We start from the raw sequence: 19,523 nt of genomic DNA, 5'->3' as shown, positions 1-19,523 counted from the left end.
CTTATTCAACCTCCCCGATCTGCTGGCGGTCGAATTGCTCTTTGTACCATCCATTCATCGTAAGCAAGTCTTCATGTGTTCCTTCTTCAATGACCTTGCCATCGTCCAGGACGATGATCCAGTCCGCATGTTCAATGGCGGAAAGGCGATGCGTTGTAATGATGGTCGTCTTGCCTTCCCGTTCCGTCTGGATATTCTCAATGATCTTCGCTTCCGTTTTCGCATCCACGGCGGAAAGCGAGTCATCTAAAATGAGTATCTCAGGATTTTTCACGAGTGCACGGGCAATGGAAATCCGTTGTTTCTGTCCTCCAGATAGGGCAACACCTTTTTCACCGACGAGCGTTTCAAGACCAGCCGGAAGCATTTGCAAATCCTTTTCGAAGTGTGAAAGTCGAATAGCTTCTGCGATATCGGCCTCTGTCGCTTCTGGACGGCCAAACAAGATGTTTTCCCGAACCGAACGCGAGAACAGCACATGATCTTGCGGAACATAGCCGATCCAGTCGCGCACTTGGTCTTTCCTTAATGAATGAAGCGAAACATCCGAGAACGCAATATCCCCTTCCCCAGCAGGATACTCACGCAATAGCTGTTTAACGAACGTCGTTTTCCCGCTTCCTGTCTTCCCGACAATCCCGAGAGTCTGCCCGCGTTCAAGCCGTAATTCGATATGATCGAGGTTGACTGCACTCGACATCGGATATTGGAAGCTGACATCGTTGAAGCCGACACTTTCCGGTTTCTCTACATCTATATGCTTCTCAGGATCTTTCACATCTTCTTCGTACTCCAGCGTCTCCATGACACGGTCTAGGGAAGCATTCCCTCTTTGCAATACGTTGATCAGTTCCCCGATTGCAAACATCGGCCAGACGATCATCCCTAAATAGACGTTAAATGTAACGAGCTTTCCAAGCGTAATCTCTCCAGTCGATACGAGATAAGCTCCGTAACCAAGCCCGATCATATACGTTAAAGCCGTAAATGTTTTGGAAAACGGCATGAAGAGCGCGTCAATCTTTTCGACATGCATATTTTTCTTATAGACATCCTCTGTCATATCCGCAAACCGTTGTTCCGTCGCACGTTCTTGCACATAAGCCCGAACAACACGGACACCTGCGACCGCCTCGAGGACATTGTCATTCAAATCTCCGAATGCATCTTGCGCGACCATATACCGTTCGTGAATTTTCTTGCCAAGCACTTGCAAACTATATGCCAAAATCGGCAACGGCAAGATGGCGACGAGTGTCAGCTTCCACGAGATAATGAATCCCATTGTAATAATCAATGTGCCAAGATAAGCAGTCGAATCGATCAGCGTCATAATACCAAAGCCGGCTGTTTCAGAAATAGCACGCAAATCATTTGTAGAACGGGCCATTAAATCACCCGTCTTATTCTTTTCATAAAATGTTGGTGTCATCTTTAGGAAATGACGCATTAATCGAGTCCTCAATTGCCGCTCAATGACATAGGCTCCTCCAAACAGCTGGTATTGCCAGACAAAGTTTCCGACATAAGATACGAGCATGATCAAGAACATTCCGCCGATGAACAGTGCCAATAGATGGGTCGTCATCGTCTGCGTATGGATAGCGTCAATTGCCTGGCCGATAATCCACGGCGGCAAAATGACAAGCACATTCGCAATCATTAGGAGAACGAGCGCAATCGTATACCGCTTGCGATTCTCCTTGAAAAACCACTTTAATTTAAATAAAACCGAAAACATACGTATCTACCTCTTCCTTGATTCGTAACTATCCACTTTCAAGAGATTCCTTTTTTAATAATTTCCGTTGCTGTTTGATGAAAGTCATCACCAGCACTCCTTTCCTTCGTATTTTTATATGTCACACGCATAGCGTGAAAACACCCAATTTCCATATTTGGAAAGACAAAAAAACACACGCCTCCTACAATAAGCGTGTGCTCAAAAAAGGAACGGCTGTTTGCCGTCCAAATATGAATTAGTTATAATTCAACGAGTTGGCCGGCACGGAATATGATATTGTAGATGTTGAAATCCAGTTTGCAAAGTTTTCATTTTCCGCACCTCCCTCACTATTTCGATTTTCGAATAATTCTACATTACATGTTCAATTTACATTTGTCAATAAAATATCGGAAAAAGTTGGACACTAATTTCCTACTTTTCTTGTTCTTCGGACTATGCCCTGCCTGGTTTCAGCCACGTCCTCGCCGGGTAATGATAGAGCAAGGCCGAAAAGGTCTCCCGATTGCAGCGAATAGTTTGCAACATTTCTGATTATACTGTTACTAGCAAGATAAGTTGGCGCCATTCCCCTTGACGTCATACAACCCCACGGCAATGTAACATATGCACCAGGAGCGAAAAACGCTCCTGGTATTTTTTTGACCGTCCTATCCTATGATGAAAACCCTTCATTCATTCAGCCAAACAGCGAAAATGCCGTAGCGCCTAAAATTGTCGTAACAATGACGACAATCCATGGAGACAGCTTATAATGGACGAGCAGGGCAAAAGCAATTAACGCAATGGCAAAATCGACTGGCTTATGTATGGAACTCGTAAATACTGGATTGTATAGAGCCGCCAGCAAAATGCCGACTACTGCCGCGTTTACTCCTTTTAATGCCGCCTGGATGCCTGGCTTCGAACGAACGGCCGACCAAAAAGGAAGGGCACCTATGACAAGCAAAAACGAAGGCAGAAACATAGCCGTAACTGCAACGAGCGCTCCGACAGGTCCATCCATGTATTGTCCCAAGTAGCCGGAAAGGGTGAAAAGTGGACCTGGCACTGCCTGCGCAGCTCCATAACCTGCGATGAATGTCTCGGCATCCATCCAGCCCCCCGGCACAATCTCTCTTTCCAGCATTGGCAAAACAACATGCCCTCCGCCGAATACTATGGAACCAACCCGATAGAAAATATCGAAAATAGCTACTAATGAATGATTCCATAACGGACGCAGCAGCGGCAAAGCGACCAGCAGTCCGAAAAATACAACCCATGCAGCCATTCCAATCCGTTTCCCGAAGGAAAGAGACAAATCCTTCACTACATCGGTCTTTTCTTTCCTATACAAATAAAATCCTAGCACTCCTGCAAGCACGATGATCATGATTTGTCCAAATGCAGTTGGCATTAATAATGTAGCTACGGCTGCCAGCACAGCGATTGTGATCCGTTGCCGGTCCGGTGTCAACGTTTTGCCCATCCCGAGCAACGCATGCGCGACAACAGCAACCGCAACAATTTTTAATCCTTTCAGCCAACCAATATCAAACGTCGCATTGGACATGAGATAAGCAAATGCCATCAATAAAAGAACAGATGGCAAAGTGAATCCTATCCATGATAACAGGCCGCCAAACAATCCCCCGCGCATCAGACCGATGGCAATGCCGACCTGAGAGCTTGCCGGTCCGGGCAGAAATTGGCAAAGCGCCACGAGATCGGCATACATCTTATCATCCAGCCATTTTTTCCTTTTCACATATTCATCCCGGAAATATCCGATGTGAGCGGCCGGACCGCCGAATGACGTCAGCCCAAGCTTAGTGGATGCCTTTAAGATCTCCCAATACCTTGATGTATTCATTCGAAATCCTCCCCCTTTCACTCTTCCATCCAGTATACCTGAATCGGGCAAAATCATTTGTTTTTTTCTTGTAAATAATTTATCATAATCTTAACTAACTATTTTACCTATACAGGAGGTGTGTACTTTGTTCTACCCCTCATTCGGGCGCGGAGCAAAGTAAACTTATTTGGACATTGCCATACGATTGGCAGCATTTGCTGCCTTGATCGCTCTCACCGCATTTTTTGTTGCGAGTGAATTTGCAATAGTGAAAGTACGGACAACACGCATTAATCAGCTTGTCGCAGAAGGAAACCGCAAAGCCATGATCGCGAAAAAAGTGGTCAGCAACTTGGATGAATATTTGTCGGCATGCCAATTGGGCATTACCATCACAGCATTAGGACTCGGTATGTTAGGCGAGCCGACAGTCAAGCTGCTCTTACAACCAGTTTTTTCCCATTTTGATTTGACACCGAATGTGACAACATTCCTTTCTTTTGCAATTGCATTCACAATCGTGACATTTTTGCATGTCGTAGTCGGTGAGTTGGCTCCGAAAACCATTGCCATACAGCGTGCCGAAGCGATTACACTATCCTTTTCACGACCATTGATCATTTTCCATAATGTCATGTATCCGATTATTAAAGGAATGAATGGCGCTGCAAGAGGAATCGCACATATGCTAGGCTACAAAACAGTATCCGAATCAGAAGTAGTCCACTCCGAGGACGAACTCCGCATGATTTTGTCTGACAGTCTGAAAGGCGGAGAGATCAATCCAGCCGAATACAAATTCGTTAATAACATCTTTGAATTCGATGACCGCGTCGCTCGCGAAATCATGGTGCCGCGGACTGAAATGATGACCATCGAAAAAGATATGACGTTACAAGACGTGTTTGAAATGATCGGCGTGGAACAGTATACGCGCTATCCCGTAACAGACGGAGATAAAGACCATGTCATCGGTCTCATCAATATGAAGAATCTGTTGACCGCCTACATCAAAGACCCGACGACCGGTAAACAGCCGGTTATTGAATACATGCAACCGATCATCCGCGTCATCGAAACGATGTCCATCGGCGATCTTTTGCTGAAGATTCAACGGGAACGAATCCACATGGCTGTGTTGATGGATGAGTATGGCGGGACATCCGGTCTCGTAACGATAGAAGACATACTCGAAGAGATCGTCGGGGAAATTCAAGATGAATTTGATATGGATGAAATACCGGAAGTCCAAATGATTAATAAAGACCACTATATTTTCGACGCGAAAATGCTGATCGAAAATGTCAATGATGTGCTTGGCACCCATATCGTCGAAGAAGACATTGATACGATCGGCGGCTGGTTCATGTCTGAACGCTTTGAAGCAATCCCAGGTGAAAAGATCATTGAACAAGGCTATGAATTCACAGTAAAAGATGTGGAAGGCCATCATATCCTTTACTTGGAAGCTATCAAACACGAGAAAGAAGAAGTAAGCGATTCATCCGATCTATCCTATGAATCATAAAAAACGGCATCTCGCCGTTTTTTTTTCACCATATTGACGGCTGTGGATATTTTTGCTATTGTTAGTTCAACTGATAGAAGGAGGGTGAAGGCATATGAAAAAGACTACTACTTACACTCAATTATTTGTAATGTGGATCGGACCCATGCTTTCACCTGACCTATCGCACTGATCGATATGTCTATTCTGTTATGCGCGTGAAAGCCGTGGTGTCCGATCCAGGACCCACGGTTTTTTGATTCGCACAAAACAGGAGGCTTTTGAATGACAAACTTACAACAGCTAGGTTGGACAGAATTACGGGAGCAGGACTGGTCTGCATTACCCGAAGGAATGAAACAGAAATCATTACCCGGAAGAGTTACACTTGAACATAAAAGAATGTACCGCGTCATCACTGAAGAAGGCGAATGGCTATCCGTCTGTTCCGGCACGATGGAACATATGGCGAGCGAACGAAGGGACTTCCCCGCAGTCGGTGATTGGGTGGCGGTAGAAAAGATGCCAGGCGAGCAACGGGGAATTATCCACTCCCTCCTCCCCAGGACTTCACTCTTTTCAAGAAAATCCGCAGGCATGACCATAACAGAACAGATCATCGCAACCAATGTCGATATCGTATTCCTCGTTATGTCACTGAATCAGGATTTCAATGAAAGACGACTCGAACGATATCTGATTGCTTCTTACGATTCAGGAGCGTTGCCGATCATCCTATTGACCAAGAAAGATCTATGCCCTGATGCAGAAGTCTTTATTGAAAAAGCACAACGGATTGCTCCCGGAACAGATATCATCGCAGTCAGCAATCATACAGGAGAAGGACTCGAAGAAGTGCAAGCGATCTTGCAAAATGGAAAAACCGCTGCCCTTCTCGGATCGTCAGGCGTCGGTAAATCTTCCCTGACCAACGCCCTTTTAGAAGACGGCAAGATGGAGATTCAAAATATTCGTGAAGATGATGCCAAAGGAAGGCACACCACAACCCACCGGGAAATGCTGCTTTTGCCGCACGGAGGCATCCTCATTGACACACCAGGAATGCGTGAATTTCAGCTCTGGGATCAGGGTGACAGCTTGGACGCAAGCTTCCAAGACATCGACCAGCTCGCCAGTTCCTGCAAGTTCAGCGACTGCCAGCATAAAAAAGAACCCGGCTGCGCCGTACAAACCGCCATTGCCGAAGGTTTATTACCCGCTGAGCGCTATGACAGCTATTTAAAATTACAAAGAGAACTCGCCTTCCTAGAACGGAAATTAAAGCAATCCGAAGCGAAAGAACGGAAGACACAAAAGAAAGCAACTCAAAAAAAGAGATAACGAAACATAAGGACTGTGCAGAAAGTCAGCGGAATCTGATTTTCTACACAGTCCTTTGTTATAGGGCTTGTTTATGGATGGGGCTTGGACCGGTTGGAATATAGGAGAGGTTGCCTGAATATATGAGAGGTTCGGCGGCGGATACGAGCGGTTGCAGGAATATACAAGTGGTTCGGCGGCGGATACGAGCGGTTGCGGGAATATACGAGTGGTTCGCTGGCGGATACGAGCGGTTGCCGGGATATACGAGGGGTTCGACGGCGGATACGAGCGGTTAGAGGAATATACGAGTAGTGCGGCGGATACGAGCGGTTGCGGGAATATACGAGTGGTTCGACGGCGGATACGAGCGGTTGCGGAAATATACGAGGGGTTCGACGACGCATACGAGCGGTTAGAAGAATATACGAGGGGTTCGACGGCGGATACGAGCGGTTAGAGGAATATACGAGTAGTGCGGCGGCGGATACGAGCGGTTAGAGGAATATACGAGTAGTGCGGCGGCGGATACGAGCGGTTAGAAGAATATACGAGGGGTTCGCACACGGATACGAGCGGTTACTGGATTATACGAGTGGTTCGGCGGCGGATACGAGTGGTTCGCCGACGGATATGAGCACTTTCTAAGAACTGATAAATTAATTCCAAACAAAAAAAGACCTGCAAATCAGCAAACAATCTGCAGGTCACTTTTCGTTTCTACTTTCCATATGACAACTAACCCAAAGCCGCCTTCAGTTCCGCGCTCGCTTTCCATACCCCATTCACCTGCACGGAAGCGATCGTCTGTTGTGCCAGATCCACATCAATGTCATTGTCCAAAATCAATAGACCGACCACTTTAATGTCTATTTTCGTGTGATGCTCCGCGTGCTTTATTAAATCCTCGCGGCTCAACCGCATGACGCCGACAACAAATGACTTCCTCACGACAATCTCCTGTACTTCTGCCGCATGCGTCGCGAGCTGGTTTCGGATCGACGTCCGGATGAAATCTGTCCTGTTGGAATAAAACCCTTGCTCTACTAACAGATCTACCTTTCCCAAATCGACGACATTCATATTAATTGTAATCTTTTCAGACTCCACCATCTGCATCCTCCCTTTCCCTTTCTCCTTTCACTATATCATATTCACCATCCATATGGAAGGTTTACAGATGTTTTTTCAGTCACGCAAATATTCCACTCGATAGATATCCGGCCGACGGTCCTTCAATTGCTTGACCGTACCGCTTTGGCGCTGGCGTCGCAAGATCTCAAGATCGACATCTCCGATTAGCACCATTTCTACGTTGGCATGCGTCTCGCCTACAATTCCATCTCTTGCAAATTCAAAATCAGACGGGGCAAATATCGCCGACTGGGCGTATTGCACGTCCATATTTTCTGTTTCGGGCAGATTGCCTACCGTACCGGAAATGACGGTATATACCTGATTTTCGACCGCACGTGCCTGGGCACAGTATCGAACGCGCAAATAGCCCTGACGATCTTCTGTGCAAAACGGCGTAAAGATGATTTTCGCTCCCTTATCCGTAGCGATGCGGGCCAGCTCAGGAAATTCAATGTCATAACAGATTTGAATTGCAATTTTCCCGCAGTCCGTATCAAACACGCGGACGGAATCTCCTCGGCTGATCCCCCACCATTTTCGTTCATTCGGTGTAATATGGAGCTTGTATTGCTTTTCAATCGAACCGTCGCGGCGGAATAAATATGCCACATTATAAATTTCTTCGTCTTCCTCCACAAAATGAGAGCCGCCTATGATATTAACGTTATACCGAACCGCCAAGTTGGTGAACAGCTCGATATATTGCGGCGTATATTCTGTCAGCCTTCTGATTGCCTGGCTTGGAGAGCGTTCATCTAAGAATGACATCAACTGTGTCGTGAAAATCTCTGGAAACACAGCGAAATCAGAACCGGCATCGGAAGCGACATCCACAAAATACTCACATTGGTTGGCAAGGTCGTCAAACGAGGAGATCTTCCTCATTAAATATTGGACGACGCAAATCCGCACCGGAAAGCTCGTTTTAAAATGCCGCTTCGTCATTGCCCGGTAATCGACGTTATTCCATTCCATCAATGTCGCATATTTATTCGAAGCTTTATCATCCGGCAAATAGTTCGGATTGATTCGCATTAACGTAAAATCATTTAATAATTGAAAGGAGAGAACCGGATCGTAGATTTTATGCCGGCTCACCGCATCAACATATTCGCGCGGAGACAATTCTGCTGCGTATTTATGATAATTCGGGATTCTCCCGCCGATAATAATCGATTTTAAATTCATTTGACGGACAAGCTCTTTTCTCGCTTCATACAAACGCTGTCCGACTTTCATTCTGCGGTACTCCGGATGGACCATCACTTCGATGCCATACAAATTGTACCCTTCCGGATTATGATTGGTTATGTAACCCCCATCAGAAATATCATCCCATGTATGGCGGTCATCATATTCGTCAAAGTTAACAATCAAGCTTGAACAGGAGCCGATGATTTCGCCATCGAGTTCCGCCACAAATTGGCCTTCCGGAAAAATGTCCAGATGGCTTTCCAGCTGCTCCCTTTTCCAAGGCTCCATCCCTGGAAAACAGACAGATTGCATGCTTAGTATTTTTGCAATGTCCTCGTACTCCATTTGCCTGATTACCATGCTCATTTCAAATGAAGTTAAATCAAATTGTTCACTCACTACTATCACCTCTCCTATTTGTTTACCCAACTTGCTTGCTAACAAGTCATGAAAGAGTGAATAATTTACAGCCCTGATGGGACACTCTATAATCAAAGAGAAGTCTGCAAGATAGGGGGTTCGTTATATTGGATAAACGACAGGAGAATGGACTTCTTTTCATTTTCACCGTTTCATTGATTGCCACACTGGGGTCCTTATATTACTCAGAGATTAAAGGATTTACTCCTTGTACCCTCTGCTGGTATCAGCGGATTCTCATGTATCCGCTCGTTCTCATATCTGGAGTTGCTCTAGTTCAGAAGAATGCCAGAATTGCAATGACGACAGCCGTCTTTTCAGTTATCGGAGCAGGTACATCGCTTTACCATTACAGCATCCAAAAGCTCTCATTTTTCCAAAGTCACGCACCCGCCTGCAGGAATATCCCTTGCACAGGGCAATACGTCAATTATTTAGGATTTATTACAATCCCATTTATGGCATTCGTCGCATTTTTACTTATTTTAATTACAAGCCTAATCTTACTAAAACAGGCAAAAGGAGTTTCGACCAAATGAAAAAACTGCTTATTATCGGTGGTGTCATCATCGCCATCTTTGTTTTGATTGTCGTCTTGACGAATCAATCAAACAAACAAAAATTAAAGGACAACCCTTACGGAACAAAGGAACTGGAACCATCCACCATAAATTTGCTTGGCAATAAAAATTACAGCAATATCGTCCTTCCTGATGAGCTGATGGAAAAGATCAAATCAGGGGAACCAGTTACTGCCTATTTCTTTTCTCCTCAGTGCCCGTTTTGCATGAAGATGACACCAATTCTTATGCCGATCGCAAAAGATAAAGGGATTCATGTCTATCAATACAATCTGCTTGAGTTTGAAAAAGAAGCGGCTCCATATGGAATTGAAAGCTGGCCGGCCCTCATTCAATATGAGAACGGAAAAGAAGTCGGCAGGCTTGTTGGTTTGCCGCCAGAAGAACCTGAAAAAGCCATCGAAGAATTTCTTAAGGAACATACAGGAAAATGATGATAGCCACACCGACATTTCATTATTCATTAAAAGAAGATGGGCTGACCATTGAAAGATTGCTTCAAGATAAGTGGGTCGTGGGCAAAAAAACGGTTCACCAGATGCGGATGGCGAAAAGTATTTATGATTCGTCTGGAGTTTCCGCTGACTGGAGAGAGCCGCTTGAAAGCGGGACTATTCTCAAATTCACTTTTCCAGATATCACATCAAGTTATGTACCCGAGGATCCGGGATCAATTGAAGTAGTCTGGGAGGACGAACATCTTCTCATCGCAAGAAAACCAGCCGGAATCGCAACGCATCCAGATCTTCCAGATGGCACTGGAACCTTCATGAATCAGGTCATGGGGCATGTTCAACGCAGTGGAGGAACCTATGCCGAGCATGTGCAGCGGCTTGATAAAGGGACAGGTGGATTAATTGTCGTCGCCAAACACCCCATTGCCAAAGGGCTGCTTGACCGGATGATGGAACAGAACGAAGTGACCCGGACGTACGTGGCGGAAGTCGATGGTCGCTTAAACCGTATGAGGGGATCGCTGAAGTACCCGATTGGACGGGACCGGCATCATCCAACCCGGAGAAGGGTCTCACCAGGCGGCCAATCCGCTACGACCCACTTCCGCATTCTAGAGCGGCTTGAGAACTCGACAATTATTGAAGCCAGACTGGATACAGGACGAACTCATCAGATCCGTGTCCACTTTTCCCATATCGGCCATCCGATTACAGGAGACACTTTATACGGCGGCACGGAAACAGGTGATGGTCAATATCGCTTGACCGCAGTCAAAGTTTCCTTTGTCCATCCGATGACGGAAGAATCATTGACAATTGAATAAGAAAAAGCCGGAGAGCCATTTCTCCGGCTTTTTCTATGGAATCAATTATACGCCAGCTGCTTGATACCATTCTCCAGGCGCATGTCCACTTCTTTCGCGTCATCAATATGCTCCATGATTAATGCGTGCGCTTCCGCAAATAATTGTTTCGCTTCGAGAAGCTCCTGCTTCACGCTGCTCGACAGCTTCTTCTGTTCTTCAATCATGTCCTGCACGGCAGTAATATCTGTTTGACTGTCCTCAACCGTATGCAAAATCCGTTCAATTTTCGCTTCTGTTTCCAAGCTGACTTGCATGCCTTTCTCTACCAGCTGCGCACTTTTCCGTGTCGCTTGCAATGCTTGCTCAATCTCTTCACGAAGCGCGTTCGTCAATGTCTGGATATTCGCCGTGCTATTTGATGTGCTTTCCGCAAGCTTCCTCACTTCTTGGGCAACTACCGCAAACCCTTTGCCAGATTCCCCTGCACGCGCCGCCTCGATGGAAGCGTTCAAAGCCAATAAATTCGTTTGCGCTGCAATATCTTCAATGACACCAACAATCGATTGAATTTCAACAGAACGAGTGCTTAAGTTTGTCATGTTTTGCTCAGAAGATTGGATTTGTACGCCTAGTTGGTTAATGACATCCGCCGTTCCATGGACTTCCTTCGCCCCTTCTGAAGCCTCTGTCACCATCTGATTTGATTTTTCTTCTAGCGAACGTCCCTTTTCAAACAGATCTTCTGATTTCACAGCCGAGCTGTCACTTAGACCTTCGACTTTATCAAATCTCTCTTCGATTTGGGCAACGGCTTCACCCAACACATTATGTTGTGCATTCACTTTTTCATGCTGTGAAACGGCTGCCTCCAGTTCACTTTTCAACTCGTCAAGCCGTGCCGCTTCCTCTACTTCTTTCCGTCTATAGTCTTCTTTCAATTGCTCGATCTCTTTCAAGTAACTCTCATCATGGCTTACACTCTTCTTGCTTCTGAACACTCTAATTCCCCCTGTCTATTCTCTACTTTTATATATCGGTTTATTATGAGAAAAGTCAGAGGGTATAAATACCCAATTAAAGCTGATCGTATTTTTCTGGATTCGTTCCAGTCCGTTCGTCTTTGTTTAATCGATCGATCCTTTGCATCTCCTCAAGCGAAAGTGCAAAGTCTGCGACACTGGCATTTTCCTTGATTCGTTCCTTCGTCACTGATTTTGGAATGGCAATCAACCCATGTTGCAAATGCCAACGAATAATGACCTGTGCTGGTGTCTTGCCGTGAGCCTTGCCGATTTCCACTAATGTTTCATCCGCTAAAATCCGGCCCCTGGCGAGCGGCGACCAAGAGGTGACCTCGATGCCATGTTGCTCGCAATAAGAGCGCAAAGGGACTTGCGATAAAAGAGGATGCAATTCAACCTGGTTAACCATTGGAGGAATGGACGCTTCCGATAAGATTTCTTCTAAATGATGCACATGATGATTGGAAACCCCAGTCGCGCGAATCAGCTTCTCATCATACAAACGTTCAATTGCTTTATACGTATCTTGATATTTCCCTGCTACGGGCCAATGCGTCAAGTATAGATCTAAATAATCCAACTTCAGCTTCTTTAACGATTTTTCAAACGCACGTAATGTCTCATCATAGCCTTGATCGGTATTCCACACTTTCGAGGTGATGAATAACTGTTCCCTTGGGATACCAGAATACGTAATAGCCTCGCCTGTTTCTTCTTCATTTTCATAAATGGCAGCTGTGTCAATCGCCCGATAGCCAAGTTCCAATGCATACGATATCGCAGCTATCGCTTCTTCCGGATCGGTCATTTTGTAAACTCCCAATCCGAGTTGAGGCATCTTGACACCATTTGCCAATGTAATTTTCTCTTGATAAATAAAACCCATTCCACAACCTCCTTATATATGTACCATTGTACCGATTTCATTCTAATTTTCCTATTGTTGTTAGGATAGTCATTGCAAAAAATCAAAGAAACGAATATTATGTATAAGGATAATAAAAATGTTCGTGTTTTATTGAAAGGGGTACAACCATTGTTTCAACTAGAAAAAAATAATACATCGATTAAAACTGAATTATTGGCAGGCATGACAACGTTTCTAACGATGGCTTATATCGTCATCGTCAATCCAATTATTTTATCGGATGCTGGCGTGCCTTTTGACCAAGTGTTTCTAGCGACCATTATTGCAACGGTCATCGGTACGTTATGGATGGCGTTATGTGCTAATTATCCGATTGCCATCGCTCCTGGCATGGGGTTGAACGCTTATTTTGCATCGGTCGTCATCGGTTCCGACGGCAGCCTTGATTATACAGCAGCGTTTTCTGCCGTTTTCGTCGCCGGTTTGCTGTTTATTATTCTATCCCTGACTTCGTTTCGGGAGAAACTAATTGAATCCATTCCGGAAAATTTGAAGCATGGAATTACAGCAGGCATTGGCTTATTTATCGCATTTTTAGGCTTGCGCCTATCCGGGCTTGTCGCTTCTCACGAGTCGACGCTTGTCCGGCTTGGTGACTTAACTTCCCCGCCTGTCTTATTGACGCTATTCGGATTGATTGTAACTGTCATCCTGATGACGTTAAACGTCTATGGCGCCATCTTTATCGGCATGATCGCCACCGGAATCGTCGCCTTCTTTACGAAGCAATTGCATTTTGAAGGGGCCCCATGGAAAGTCCCTCATCTTCCGGAAGGCATTCTTGTTTGGAATCCGATTCAAGCGGTTGGCGATGTCATCAGCCATGGCTTATATGGTGTTGTTTTCGCCTTTTTAATTGTGACGCTGTTTGATACGACAGGTACGATGATTGGTGTCGCGAAGCAGGCAGGTTTAATGAAAGGCAAATCCCTTCCGCGTGCAAGACATGCTTTATTGGCAGACTCCATTGCTGCAACAGCCGGCGCTATGGTAGGGACAAGCCCGACTTCCGCTTATGTAGAATCCTCGTCAGGAGTAGCTGTTGGCGGACGGACCGGTCTCACCACTTTGACAGTCGCCATCTTCTTTATTATTGCGGCATTCTTTAGCCCGGTAGTCGGCGCTCTCTCGAATGTGGCAGCTATTACTGCACCTGCTTTGATTATCGTCGGCAGCTTGATGATCGGTGCCGTGAAGCATATTGACTGGGATTCGTTTGATGAAGCGTTTCCTGCGTTTCTTGTCATTTTGACGATGCCTTTGACATCCAGCATCGCAACGGGAATTGCGCTTGGCTTTATCACGTATCCAATCTTAAAAGTTGTGAAAGGCAAATGGCGGGAAGTTCCGCTCTTATTGTATTTCTTTGCTGTGTTATTCGCATACCAGCTGTTATTCCTGCCTCATTGATGTCATAATTATTGCGTTTCTTGTCACAAATATTGGCATCATTCATTTCATTTCACATGAGATTCATGTATACTAAATGAAGGACTAATGATTTTTACAGGAGGTACTTCCGATGAAACTTATCCTTATCATGGGCGTTTGCTTCGCATTCCTATCTGCGATTTTAACTGGTGGCTATGAAGACAAACCAGGCAAAGTAAAAAAATAATGCAATGAGAAAACGGGACATGCCAATTGGCTGTCCCGTTTCTTTATGTCAAATCCAAAAATGACTGCTGACGAAGCGCTTCATAAATTAAAATGGCAGCCGTATTCGAGAGGTTCAACGAGCGGATATTGCCATTCATCGGAATGCGCAAGCAATTCTCCCTATGCGTTTCAATGATTTCTGGCGGCAGCCCTGTCGTCTCTTTGCCGAAAACAAAGAAGATATCCTTGGAGCTGTCGGTAAAATCGTAGTCAGAATACGTTTGCTTCCCGAATTTCGTAATGAAATAAAACTCCCCATCGGGATAAGCTGCAAAAAATTCATGTATGCCTTCATGATACGTAATCTCAACATGTTCCCAATAATCGAGGCCCGCCCGCTTCAACATTTTATCATCTGTTGAAAATCCGAGAGGCTTGATCAGATGAAGTTTTGCTCCGGTTCCCGCGCATGTTCTTGCGATATTACCCGTATTAGCGGGAATCAACGGTTCAAATAGAGCGACATGTATCGCCATAATATAGCCCTTCTTTCAAGTAATCTGTAGTGCTTGTCTCACCTCGGTGAGCACTCCGGAATCCTGTTCGGTCGCCAATGCTTGTTCCAATGCAAGCCGTCCTTCAGCGGAGCCAATTTCACCTAATGCCCACGCTGCGGTACCTCGAATCATCGGCCTCGCATCTGTTTGCAATAACTTCGCTAATGTTGGAACGGCTGATTCCTCTTTAAAATGCGCTAATGCAATGACCGCGTTTCGCTGGATCGGGTTCTTCCCTCTCCAAGAGCCGGACATATGGCCGTAAGTTTCTTTAAACTCCCGATTTGTTAAGGAAAGCATTGGTTCAAGCATTGGTTTTGACAGTTCGGGATCCGGTTGAAAAGCTTCCTGATGCATATTATACTTGCCTTTATTTTTCGGACAAATCGTCTGGCATGTATCGCAGCCGTAAATCCGGTTCCCGATTTTCTTTCTAAATTCCTCTGGTATCGGTTGCTTCGTCTGTGTTAAAAAAGCAATACAACGCTGGGCATTCAGCTGTCCTCCTTGTATTAAGGCACCGGTTGGACAGGCGTCCAGACAAAGCGTGCAGTCGCCACATTCGTCTTCCATCGGTTCGTCTGGAGCAAATGGTATATTGGTGATCATCTCGCCCAGATAGACATAGGAGCCGAACTCCGGTGTAATTATAGAGCAATTCTTGGCAGACCAGCCGATTCCGGCCCGTTCCGCAACCGCCCGATCGACAAGCTCTCCCGTATCTACCATGGATCGGCACTGAACGCCGGGAATCCGTTCTTTCATATATGTCTCGAGCAACTCGAGCTTTTCGCGCAGGACGACATGGTAATCCAATCCCCATGAAGCTCTGCAAAAGATTCCCCGTCTTTCACCTTTTCTTCCCTTCGGGGCATGTTCCATTTTGGATGGATAGGCAATGGCGATTGAAATGATACTTTCAGCTTGATCCAACAATAAAACTGGATTCGTACGCTTTTCGATATCACTCTCTTCGAAACCGGATTGGTAGCCGAGCTCCTGTTGCCGTCTCAGCCGGTTCTTCAATTCCCGGAAAGGCGCAGCGGTAGTAAAGCCGATTTTATCGATGCCTATTGTTTTTGCATAGTCACAGATCTCTTGTTGGAACTGAGCGACATTCATACAGATTCGCCTCCCTTATGGTAAGATTGAACAAAAAGACAAGGGTGATTTCATTGAAACTAGAAATGGATGAAAAATTGTTTCATGCCATGCCCGATTTGAAAATCGGCCTTATCTATTATAACAAAATAACAGTATCAGAATCGCCTCAAATGTTAAAAGGGCGGTTGCAATTGTTTCAGGAGCAGTTGTTTTTTGATTTAGAAGACAAACAGCTGACCGATTTTCCTGGAATCAATGAATGGAGAACGGTCTGGAAGGCATTTGGAGCCGATGCGAGCCGCTACCGGCCTTCCGTAGAGGCATTATATCGGAGAATAAATAAGCAGAATTACATAGCACCCTATCATAGTGCCGTCGATTTGAACAATTTCTTCTCACTGCAATATCAAATTCCTGCAGGCATTTATGATCGGAAGAAAATCGTAGGTGACGTTATGCTGACAGTAGGTGATGAGGCGGCAGGATATGATGGGCTGAACGGCCGTTTTAACACACTGGAAAACATGTTAGTCCTGCGAGATGAGTATAGTCCGTTCGGCAGCCCGTTTGTTGATTCCATCCGTACTGCAGTAACGGAAGAAACGACATCCGCTTTGCAAGTGCTGTTTCTGCGCCCTTCTCTTGATCTAGACAACGCTGCAAAATTGACAAACGCCGCTGCTAACATGTTCACCTCGATCAGTGGCGGAGACGCTACAACGCATGTGTTACATGCTGCACTAAGGTCCATCGTCATTCCTGAATAAGCACTAACTGTATAAGAAATTCCATAATACAACGCTCCAGCCTTCATAGGCGAGAGCGTTTTTTGAATCAATGTTTGAATGACTGCATTTTTTTATGAATCAATTTTTGAATGGCTGCGTCTTTTCCCCATCAATGACGAGTATCCATGTACCCTTTTCCGGAAATGTCAGTTTCCCTGTGAAAGTATGCAAAATACCGGATCCTCTAGCATCGATAAATTCTCCATCTTCTTTGAACCACTGTCTATCAATCACTTTACCCTTTTTATTCTGAAGTTCGACTTGAATCTCCTTCTTACTCTCTCCGAACCGTTCGATACTGATGTCTACCTCTTTTCCTGTCTCCAACTCAGCAGGAGAATCTTCTAGCGTATAATGCTTCGTTTTTGGAAATGGAGGCAGTACATCCAAATCGAACGTCTCAAAGACTTCTTCATTTACATATACCTTGACATGCCAACGTCCTTCTTCCGGGAATGGTGTAAATCTCGTCAGGACGTGTGCATCTTCAGAATCGTTCAGAGGACCGCTCAGCACCCCTTCAGCTAGTGTGATTGCCTGGTTGGAATGGACAGCTTCCATACGGAATGGCTTGTCAACAAGTTGGGCTGGCTCCCCCCAGAAGAACAACATGATTTTCGCTCCTCTCCTCCAATCCTCTGCGACAAATGGTTTGAGAGAACCAAGCATCGCAAAACGGCCTTCAATCCCTAATACTTCCTGTTGGCGAGGAGACATAAGGAACTGTTCCAGTTCTTTGCCGGGCGGAAGTGTCAATTGCCCGTCGCCGGTGAGGGAAAGATTCGTTCGAAGCGGGACAAATAACAGAAAAGCAATGCAGAGCAAGGCTGCACAAACAAAGAAAGGACGGAAGGAATACTTTTTCCTTTCGTGAGAGTGGCCTTGGAGAGACTGCAGAATCCTGGCCTTCTGTTCCTCTGGCAAAGTGAAAGTAGGCAAGCGATTCAATCTCTCTTCCAAGTCATCTTTAGGCTTCTTCATATGGAACCTCCTCCAAGGATTTTCTCAGCTTTGCCAAAGCTCGGTGAAACAGCACACGAGCATGATTGGCAGAACAATTCATGACTTGCGCCGTCTCGCTGACAGAGAGCTCGAGAATCCCTCGTAAAATGACCACGTCTCTGTAACGAGCGGAGAGCTGCGATATGGCGTGGTACAAGGTCTGTTGATCATCTGTGGCAATCAGGGCAGCCTCCAAGGACGCCTGCACAGGTGGAGAAGCATGTAAAAAGGGCATTAACCGCTCCCATAACCTTTTGCGTCGGTACGTGTCCAATACGTGATTACGGGCAATGGAGATAAGCCAAGTCCTTGGATGGAAGCGCTGATGAAAAGATCTTTGTTTTTGCAGAGCGATGAGAAAGGTCTCCTGGACATAATCCTCCACATCAAAGCTCCCTGTAAAATAAACGAGATAACTGGTCAGATCCCGCTCATATAAATGAAACCATTCTTCAACCCTATCCGGCACGTGGATCCCCTCCTAGTAAGTAGACGAACGAAATGCGGATTCATTACAGTGGATTCGGAGAATTAAATAGGAAACGGAAAAAAAGAGGATAGAAAAAAAGACACAACCGAAGTTGTATCTTTTTTAGTGGATACCCGAGGCCGGACTTGAACCGGCACGCCTCGCGGCACCGCATTTTGAGTGCGGCGTGTCTGCCATTCCACCACTCGGGCATATGAAGTTTTGCAACAGCGTCATAAAACTTGGAGGCGGCAACCGGAATCGAACCGGTGGTAAGGGTGTTGCAGACCCGTGCCTTACCGCTTGGCTATGCCGCCGTAGAATAAGTGGAGCGGAAGACGGGATTCGAACCCGCGACCCCGACCTTGGCAAGGTCGTATTCTACCACTGAACTACTTCCGCGAAACTGGGGTAGCTGGATTCGAACCAACGAATGACGGAGTCAAAGTCCGTTGCCTTACCGCTTGGCTATACCCCAAAGTAATGGGGCGGACGAGGGGAATCGAACCCCCGAATGTCGGAACCACAATCCGATGCGTTAACCACTTCGCCACGACCGCCATAATAAAATTGGATGACATTAATTAAGACTGAATTAATACTGAGCATAGATGGGGCGGACGAGGGGAATCGAACCCCCGAATGTCGGAACCACAATCCGATGCGTTAACCACTTCGCCACGACCGCCATAATATTGAATTAAAACAGTAATGGCAGGGGCAGTAGGAATCGAACCCACACCAAAGGTTTTGGAGACCTCTATTCTACCGTTAAACTATGCCCCTATTTAAATGGTGGTGGGGGACGGATTCGAACCGCCGAACCCGGAGGGAGCGGATTTACAGTCCGCCGCGTTTAGCCACTTCGCTACCCCACCAAGAGCATGGTGCCGGCGAAAGGACTTGAACCCTCAACCTACTGATTACAAGTCAGTTGCTCTACCAATTGAGCTACACCGGCATGATATAAATGGTGGCTCAGGACGGAATCGAACCGCCGACACAAGGATTTTCAGTCCTTTGCTCTACCGACTGAGCTACTGAGCCACAAAT

19 protein-coding genes and 10 tRNA genes are annotated in these 19,523 nt (G+C 45.9%); 9 read left to right on the top strand and 20 right to left on the bottom strand.

What is annotated here, in order from left to right; translation table 11 throughout:
- Nucleotide 1: 1 nt before the first annotated feature.
- Nucleotides 2–1,741, bottom strand: coding sequence for an ABC transporter ATP-binding protein (locus ACSW3C_RS16450; RefSeq protein ID WP_486563902.1), 1,740 nt, complete (start codon nt 1,739–1,741; stop codon nt 2–4).
- 682 nt (nt 1,742–2,423) lie between these two features.
- Entirely contained in the window at nt 2,424–3,599 is a 1,176-nt protein-coding gene (gene chrA / locus ACSW3C_RS16445) for a chromate efflux transporter (protein WP_486563901.1), read from the bottom strand.
- Between the two features lie 169 nt (nt 3,600–3,768).
- On the opposite strand from chrA, the gene ACSW3C_RS16440 reads away from it, so the two are divergent.
- The 4 genes from ACSW3C_RS16440 to ACSW3C_RS16425 all read left to right on the top strand — a co-directional run bounded on the left by ACSW3C_RS16440 (nt 3,769) and on the right by ACSW3C_RS16425 (nt 7,056).
- Nucleotides 3,769–5,109 carry a hemolysin family protein gene (locus ACSW3C_RS16440; protein WP_486563900.1) on the top strand — a complete coding sequence of 447 codons (1,341 nt, stop codon included), beginning with the start codon at nt 3,769–3,771 and terminating at the stop codon, nt 5,107–5,109.
- A gap of 264 nt (nt 5,110–5,373) precedes the next feature.
- On the top strand, nt 5,374–6,429 hold the full coding sequence (gene rsgA, locus ACSW3C_RS16435; RefSeq protein ID WP_486563899.1) for a ribosome small subunit-dependent GTPase A: 1,056 nt from the start codon (nt 5,374–5,376) through the stop codon (nt 6,427–6,429).
- Between the two features lie 151 nt (nt 6,430–6,580).
- Entirely contained in the window at nt 6,581–6,868 is a 288-nt protein-coding gene (locus ACSW3C_RS16430; protein ID WP_486563898.1) for a hypothetical protein, read from the top strand.
- 56 nt (nt 6,869–6,924) lie between these two features.
- On the top strand, nt 6,925–7,056 hold the full coding sequence (locus ACSW3C_RS16425; RefSeq protein ID WP_486563897.1) for a hypothetical protein: 132 nt from the start codon (nt 6,925–6,927) through the stop codon (nt 7,054–7,056).
- A gap of 90 nt (nt 7,057–7,146) precedes the next feature.
- On the opposite strand, the gene ACSW3C_RS16420 is transcribed toward ACSW3C_RS16425, so the two are convergent.
- Both ACSW3C_RS16420 and ACSW3C_RS16415 read right to left on the bottom strand, forming a co-directional pair.
- A complete protein-coding gene (locus tag ACSW3C_RS16420; RefSeq protein WP_486563896.1) occupies nt 7,147–7,521 on the bottom strand; it encodes a CopG family transcriptional regulator in 375 nt (124 codons plus the stop codon).
- A gap of 75 nt (nt 7,522–7,596) precedes the next feature.
- Nucleotides 7,597–9,138 carry a GNAT family N-acetyltransferase gene (locus ACSW3C_RS16415; RefSeq protein WP_486563895.1) on the bottom strand — a complete coding sequence of 514 codons (1,542 nt, stop codon included), beginning with the start codon at nt 9,136–9,138 and terminating at the stop codon, nt 7,597–7,599.
- A gap of 128 nt (nt 9,139–9,266) precedes the next feature.
- On the opposite strand from ACSW3C_RS16415, the gene ACSW3C_RS16410 reads away from it, so the two are divergent.
- The 3 genes from ACSW3C_RS16410 to ACSW3C_RS16400 are packed head-to-tail and all read left to right on the top strand — an operon-like array spanning nt 9,267 to nt 11,019.
- On the top strand, nt 9,267–9,698 hold the full coding sequence (locus ACSW3C_RS16410; RefSeq protein WP_486563894.1) for a disulfide oxidoreductase: 432 nt from the start codon (nt 9,267–9,269) through the stop codon (nt 9,696–9,698).
- Entirely contained in the window at nt 9,695–10,174 is a 480-nt protein-coding gene (locus tag ACSW3C_RS16405; protein ID WP_486563893.1) for a thioredoxin family protein, read from the top strand. Before ACSW3C_RS16410 ends, ACSW3C_RS16405 begins: the two co-directional genes overlap by 4 nt.
- A complete protein-coding gene (locus ACSW3C_RS16400; RefSeq protein WP_486563892.1) occupies nt 10,171–11,019 on the top strand; it encodes an RluA family pseudouridine synthase in 849 nt (282 codons plus the stop codon). The genes ACSW3C_RS16405 and ACSW3C_RS16400 overlap by 4 nt, the downstream gene beginning before the upstream one ends.
- Before the next feature lie 41 nt (nt 11,020–11,060).
- Here the strand turns inward: ACSW3C_RS16400 and ACSW3C_RS16395 are convergent, their stop codons facing one another.
- Together ACSW3C_RS16395 and ACSW3C_RS16390 are read right to left on the bottom strand one after the other, a co-directional pair.
- Nucleotides 11,061–11,999, bottom strand: a complete 939-nt coding sequence (locus ACSW3C_RS16395) for a methyl-accepting chemotaxis protein (protein ID WP_486563891.1) — start codon at nt 11,997–11,999, stop codon at nt 11,061–11,063.
- A 76-nt stretch (nt 12,000–12,075) separates the two neighbouring features.
- Nucleotides 12,076–12,909: an aldo/keto reductase gene (locus tag ACSW3C_RS16390; RefSeq protein WP_486563890.1), complete on the bottom strand. Its 834-nt coding sequence runs from the start codon at nt 12,907–12,909 to the stop codon at nt 12,076–12,078.
- A gap of 150 nt (nt 12,910–13,059) precedes the next feature.
- On the opposite strand from ACSW3C_RS16390, the gene ACSW3C_RS16385 reads away from it, so the two are divergent.
- The gene (locus tag ACSW3C_RS16385; RefSeq protein ID WP_486563889.1) at nt 13,060–14,361 is read left to right on the top strand and encodes an NCS2 family permease; all 1,302 of its coding nucleotides are present in this window, start codon (nt 13,060–13,062) and stop codon (nt 14,359–14,361) included.
- A gap of 251 nt (nt 14,362–14,612) precedes the next feature.
- On the opposite strand, the gene trmL is transcribed toward ACSW3C_RS16385, so the two are convergent.
- Together trmL and queG are read right to left on the bottom strand one after the other, a co-directional pair.
- On the bottom strand, nt 14,613–15,086 hold the full coding sequence (trmL, locus tag ACSW3C_RS16380; RefSeq protein ID WP_486563888.1) for a tRNA (uridine(34)/cytosine(34)/5-carboxymethylaminomethyluridine(34)-2'-O)-methyltransferase TrmL: 474 nt from the start codon (nt 15,084–15,086) through the stop codon (nt 14,613–14,615).
- Between the two features lie 15 nt (nt 15,087–15,101).
- The gene (gene queG / locus ACSW3C_RS16375) at nt 15,102–16,229 is read right to left on the bottom strand and encodes a tRNA epoxyqueuosine(34) reductase QueG (RefSeq protein ID WP_486563886.1); all 1,128 of its coding nucleotides are present in this window, start codon (nt 16,227–16,229) and stop codon (nt 15,102–15,104) included.
- Between the two features lie 53 nt (nt 16,230–16,282).
- Between queG and ACSW3C_RS16370 the strand changes: the two genes are divergently transcribed.
- Nucleotides 16,283–16,978, top strand: a complete 696-nt coding sequence (locus tag ACSW3C_RS16370; RefSeq protein WP_486563885.1) for a B3/B4 domain-containing protein — start codon at nt 16,283–16,285, stop codon at nt 16,976–16,978.
- 99 nt (nt 16,979–17,077) lie between these two features.
- Here the strand turns inward: ACSW3C_RS16370 and ACSW3C_RS16365 are convergent, their stop codons facing one another.
- From ACSW3C_RS16365 to ACSW3C_RS16310, 12 genes are all read right to left on the bottom strand, one after another.
- Nucleotides 17,078–17,980 (bottom strand): hypothetical protein, encoded by a 903-nt coding sequence (locus ACSW3C_RS16365; RefSeq protein ID WP_486563884.1) that lies wholly within the window; start codon nt 17,978–17,980, stop codon nt 17,078–17,080.
- Entirely contained in the window at nt 17,967–18,470 is a 504-nt protein-coding gene (locus tag ACSW3C_RS16360; RefSeq protein ID WP_486563882.1) for an RNA polymerase sigma factor, read from the bottom strand. Before ACSW3C_RS16360 ends, ACSW3C_RS16365 begins: the two co-directional genes overlap by 14 nt.
- Before the next feature lie 131 nt (nt 18,471–18,601).
- Nucleotides 18,602–18,682, bottom strand: a tRNA-Leu gene (locus ACSW3C_RS16355).
- Nucleotides 18,683–18,713: 31 nt separating this feature from the next.
- Nucleotides 18,714–18,787: transfer RNA gene (locus ACSW3C_RS16350), tRNA-Cys, on the bottom strand.
- A gap of 10 nt (nt 18,788–18,797) precedes the next feature.
- A tRNA-Gly gene (locus ACSW3C_RS16345) sits at nt 18,798–18,872 on the bottom strand.
- A gap of 4 nt (nt 18,873–18,876) precedes the next feature.
- Nucleotides 18,877–18,948 (bottom strand) — tRNA-Gln (locus ACSW3C_RS16340).
- A gap of 6 nt (nt 18,949–18,954) precedes the next feature.
- Nucleotides 18,955–19,030 (bottom strand) — tRNA-His (locus ACSW3C_RS16335).
- Between the two features lie 52 nt (nt 19,031–19,082).
- Nucleotides 19,083–19,158 (bottom strand) — tRNA-His (locus ACSW3C_RS16330).
- A 24-nt stretch (nt 19,159–19,182) separates the two neighbouring features.
- A tRNA-Trp gene (locus ACSW3C_RS16325) sits at nt 19,183–19,256 on the bottom strand.
- Nucleotides 19,257–19,263: 7 nt separating this feature from the next.
- Nucleotides 19,264–19,348: transfer RNA gene (locus tag ACSW3C_RS16320), tRNA-Tyr, on the bottom strand.
- Between the two features lie 7 nt (nt 19,349–19,355).
- A tRNA-Thr gene (locus tag ACSW3C_RS16315) sits at nt 19,356–19,431 on the bottom strand.
- Nucleotides 19,432–19,441: 10 nt separating this feature from the next.
- Nucleotides 19,442–19,517 (bottom strand) — tRNA-Phe (locus tag ACSW3C_RS16310).
- Nucleotides 19,518–19,523: the final 6 nt, after the last annotated feature.

This window comes from Sporosarcina sp. AD_1 (assembly GCF_057373025.1).
Note: the sequence above shows the minus strand (reverse complement) of the source record. Positions and strands in the feature narration are given on the sequence as shown.

What these genes read in the sequence shown, in the direction of transcription:
- ACSW3C_RS16450 (WP_486563902.1), bottom strand. Translation starts at nt 1,741, where the DNA reads ATGTTTTCGGTTTTATTTAAATTAAAGTGGTTTTTCAAGGAGAATCGC.
- chrA (WP_486563901.1), bottom strand. Translation starts at nt 3,599, where the DNA reads ATGAATACATCAAGGTATTGGGAGATCTTAAAGGCATCCACTAAGCTT.
- rsgA (WP_486563899.1), top strand. Translation starts at nt 5,374, where the DNA reads ATGACAAACTTACAACAGCTAGGTTGGACAGAATTACGGGAGCAGGAC.
- ACSW3C_RS16420 (WP_486563896.1), bottom strand. Translation starts at nt 7,521, where the DNA reads ATGGTGGAGTCTGAAAAGATTACAATTAATATGAATGTCGTCGATTTG.
- ACSW3C_RS16405 (WP_486563893.1), top strand. Translation starts at nt 9,695, where the DNA reads ATGAAAAAACTGCTTATTATCGGTGGTGTCATCATCGCCATCTTTGTT.
- ACSW3C_RS16400 (WP_486563892.1), top strand. Translation starts at nt 10,171, where the DNA reads ATGATGATAGCCACACCGACATTTCATTATTCATTAAAAGAAGATGGG.
- ACSW3C_RS16390 (WP_486563890.1), bottom strand. Translation starts at nt 12,909, where the DNA reads ATGGGTTTTATTTATCAAGAGAAAATTACATTGGCAAATGGTGTCAAG.
- trmL (WP_486563888.1), bottom strand. Translation starts at nt 15,086, where the DNA reads ATGGCGATACATGTCGCTCTATTTGAACCGTTGATTCCCGCTAATACG.
- queG (WP_486563886.1), bottom strand. Translation starts at nt 16,229, where the DNA reads ATGAATGTCGCTCAGTTCCAACAAGAGATCTGTGACTATGCAAAAACA.
- ACSW3C_RS16365 (WP_486563884.1), bottom strand. Translation starts at nt 17,980, where the DNA reads ATGAAGAAGCCTAAAGATGACTTGGAAGAGAGATTGAATCGCTTGCCT.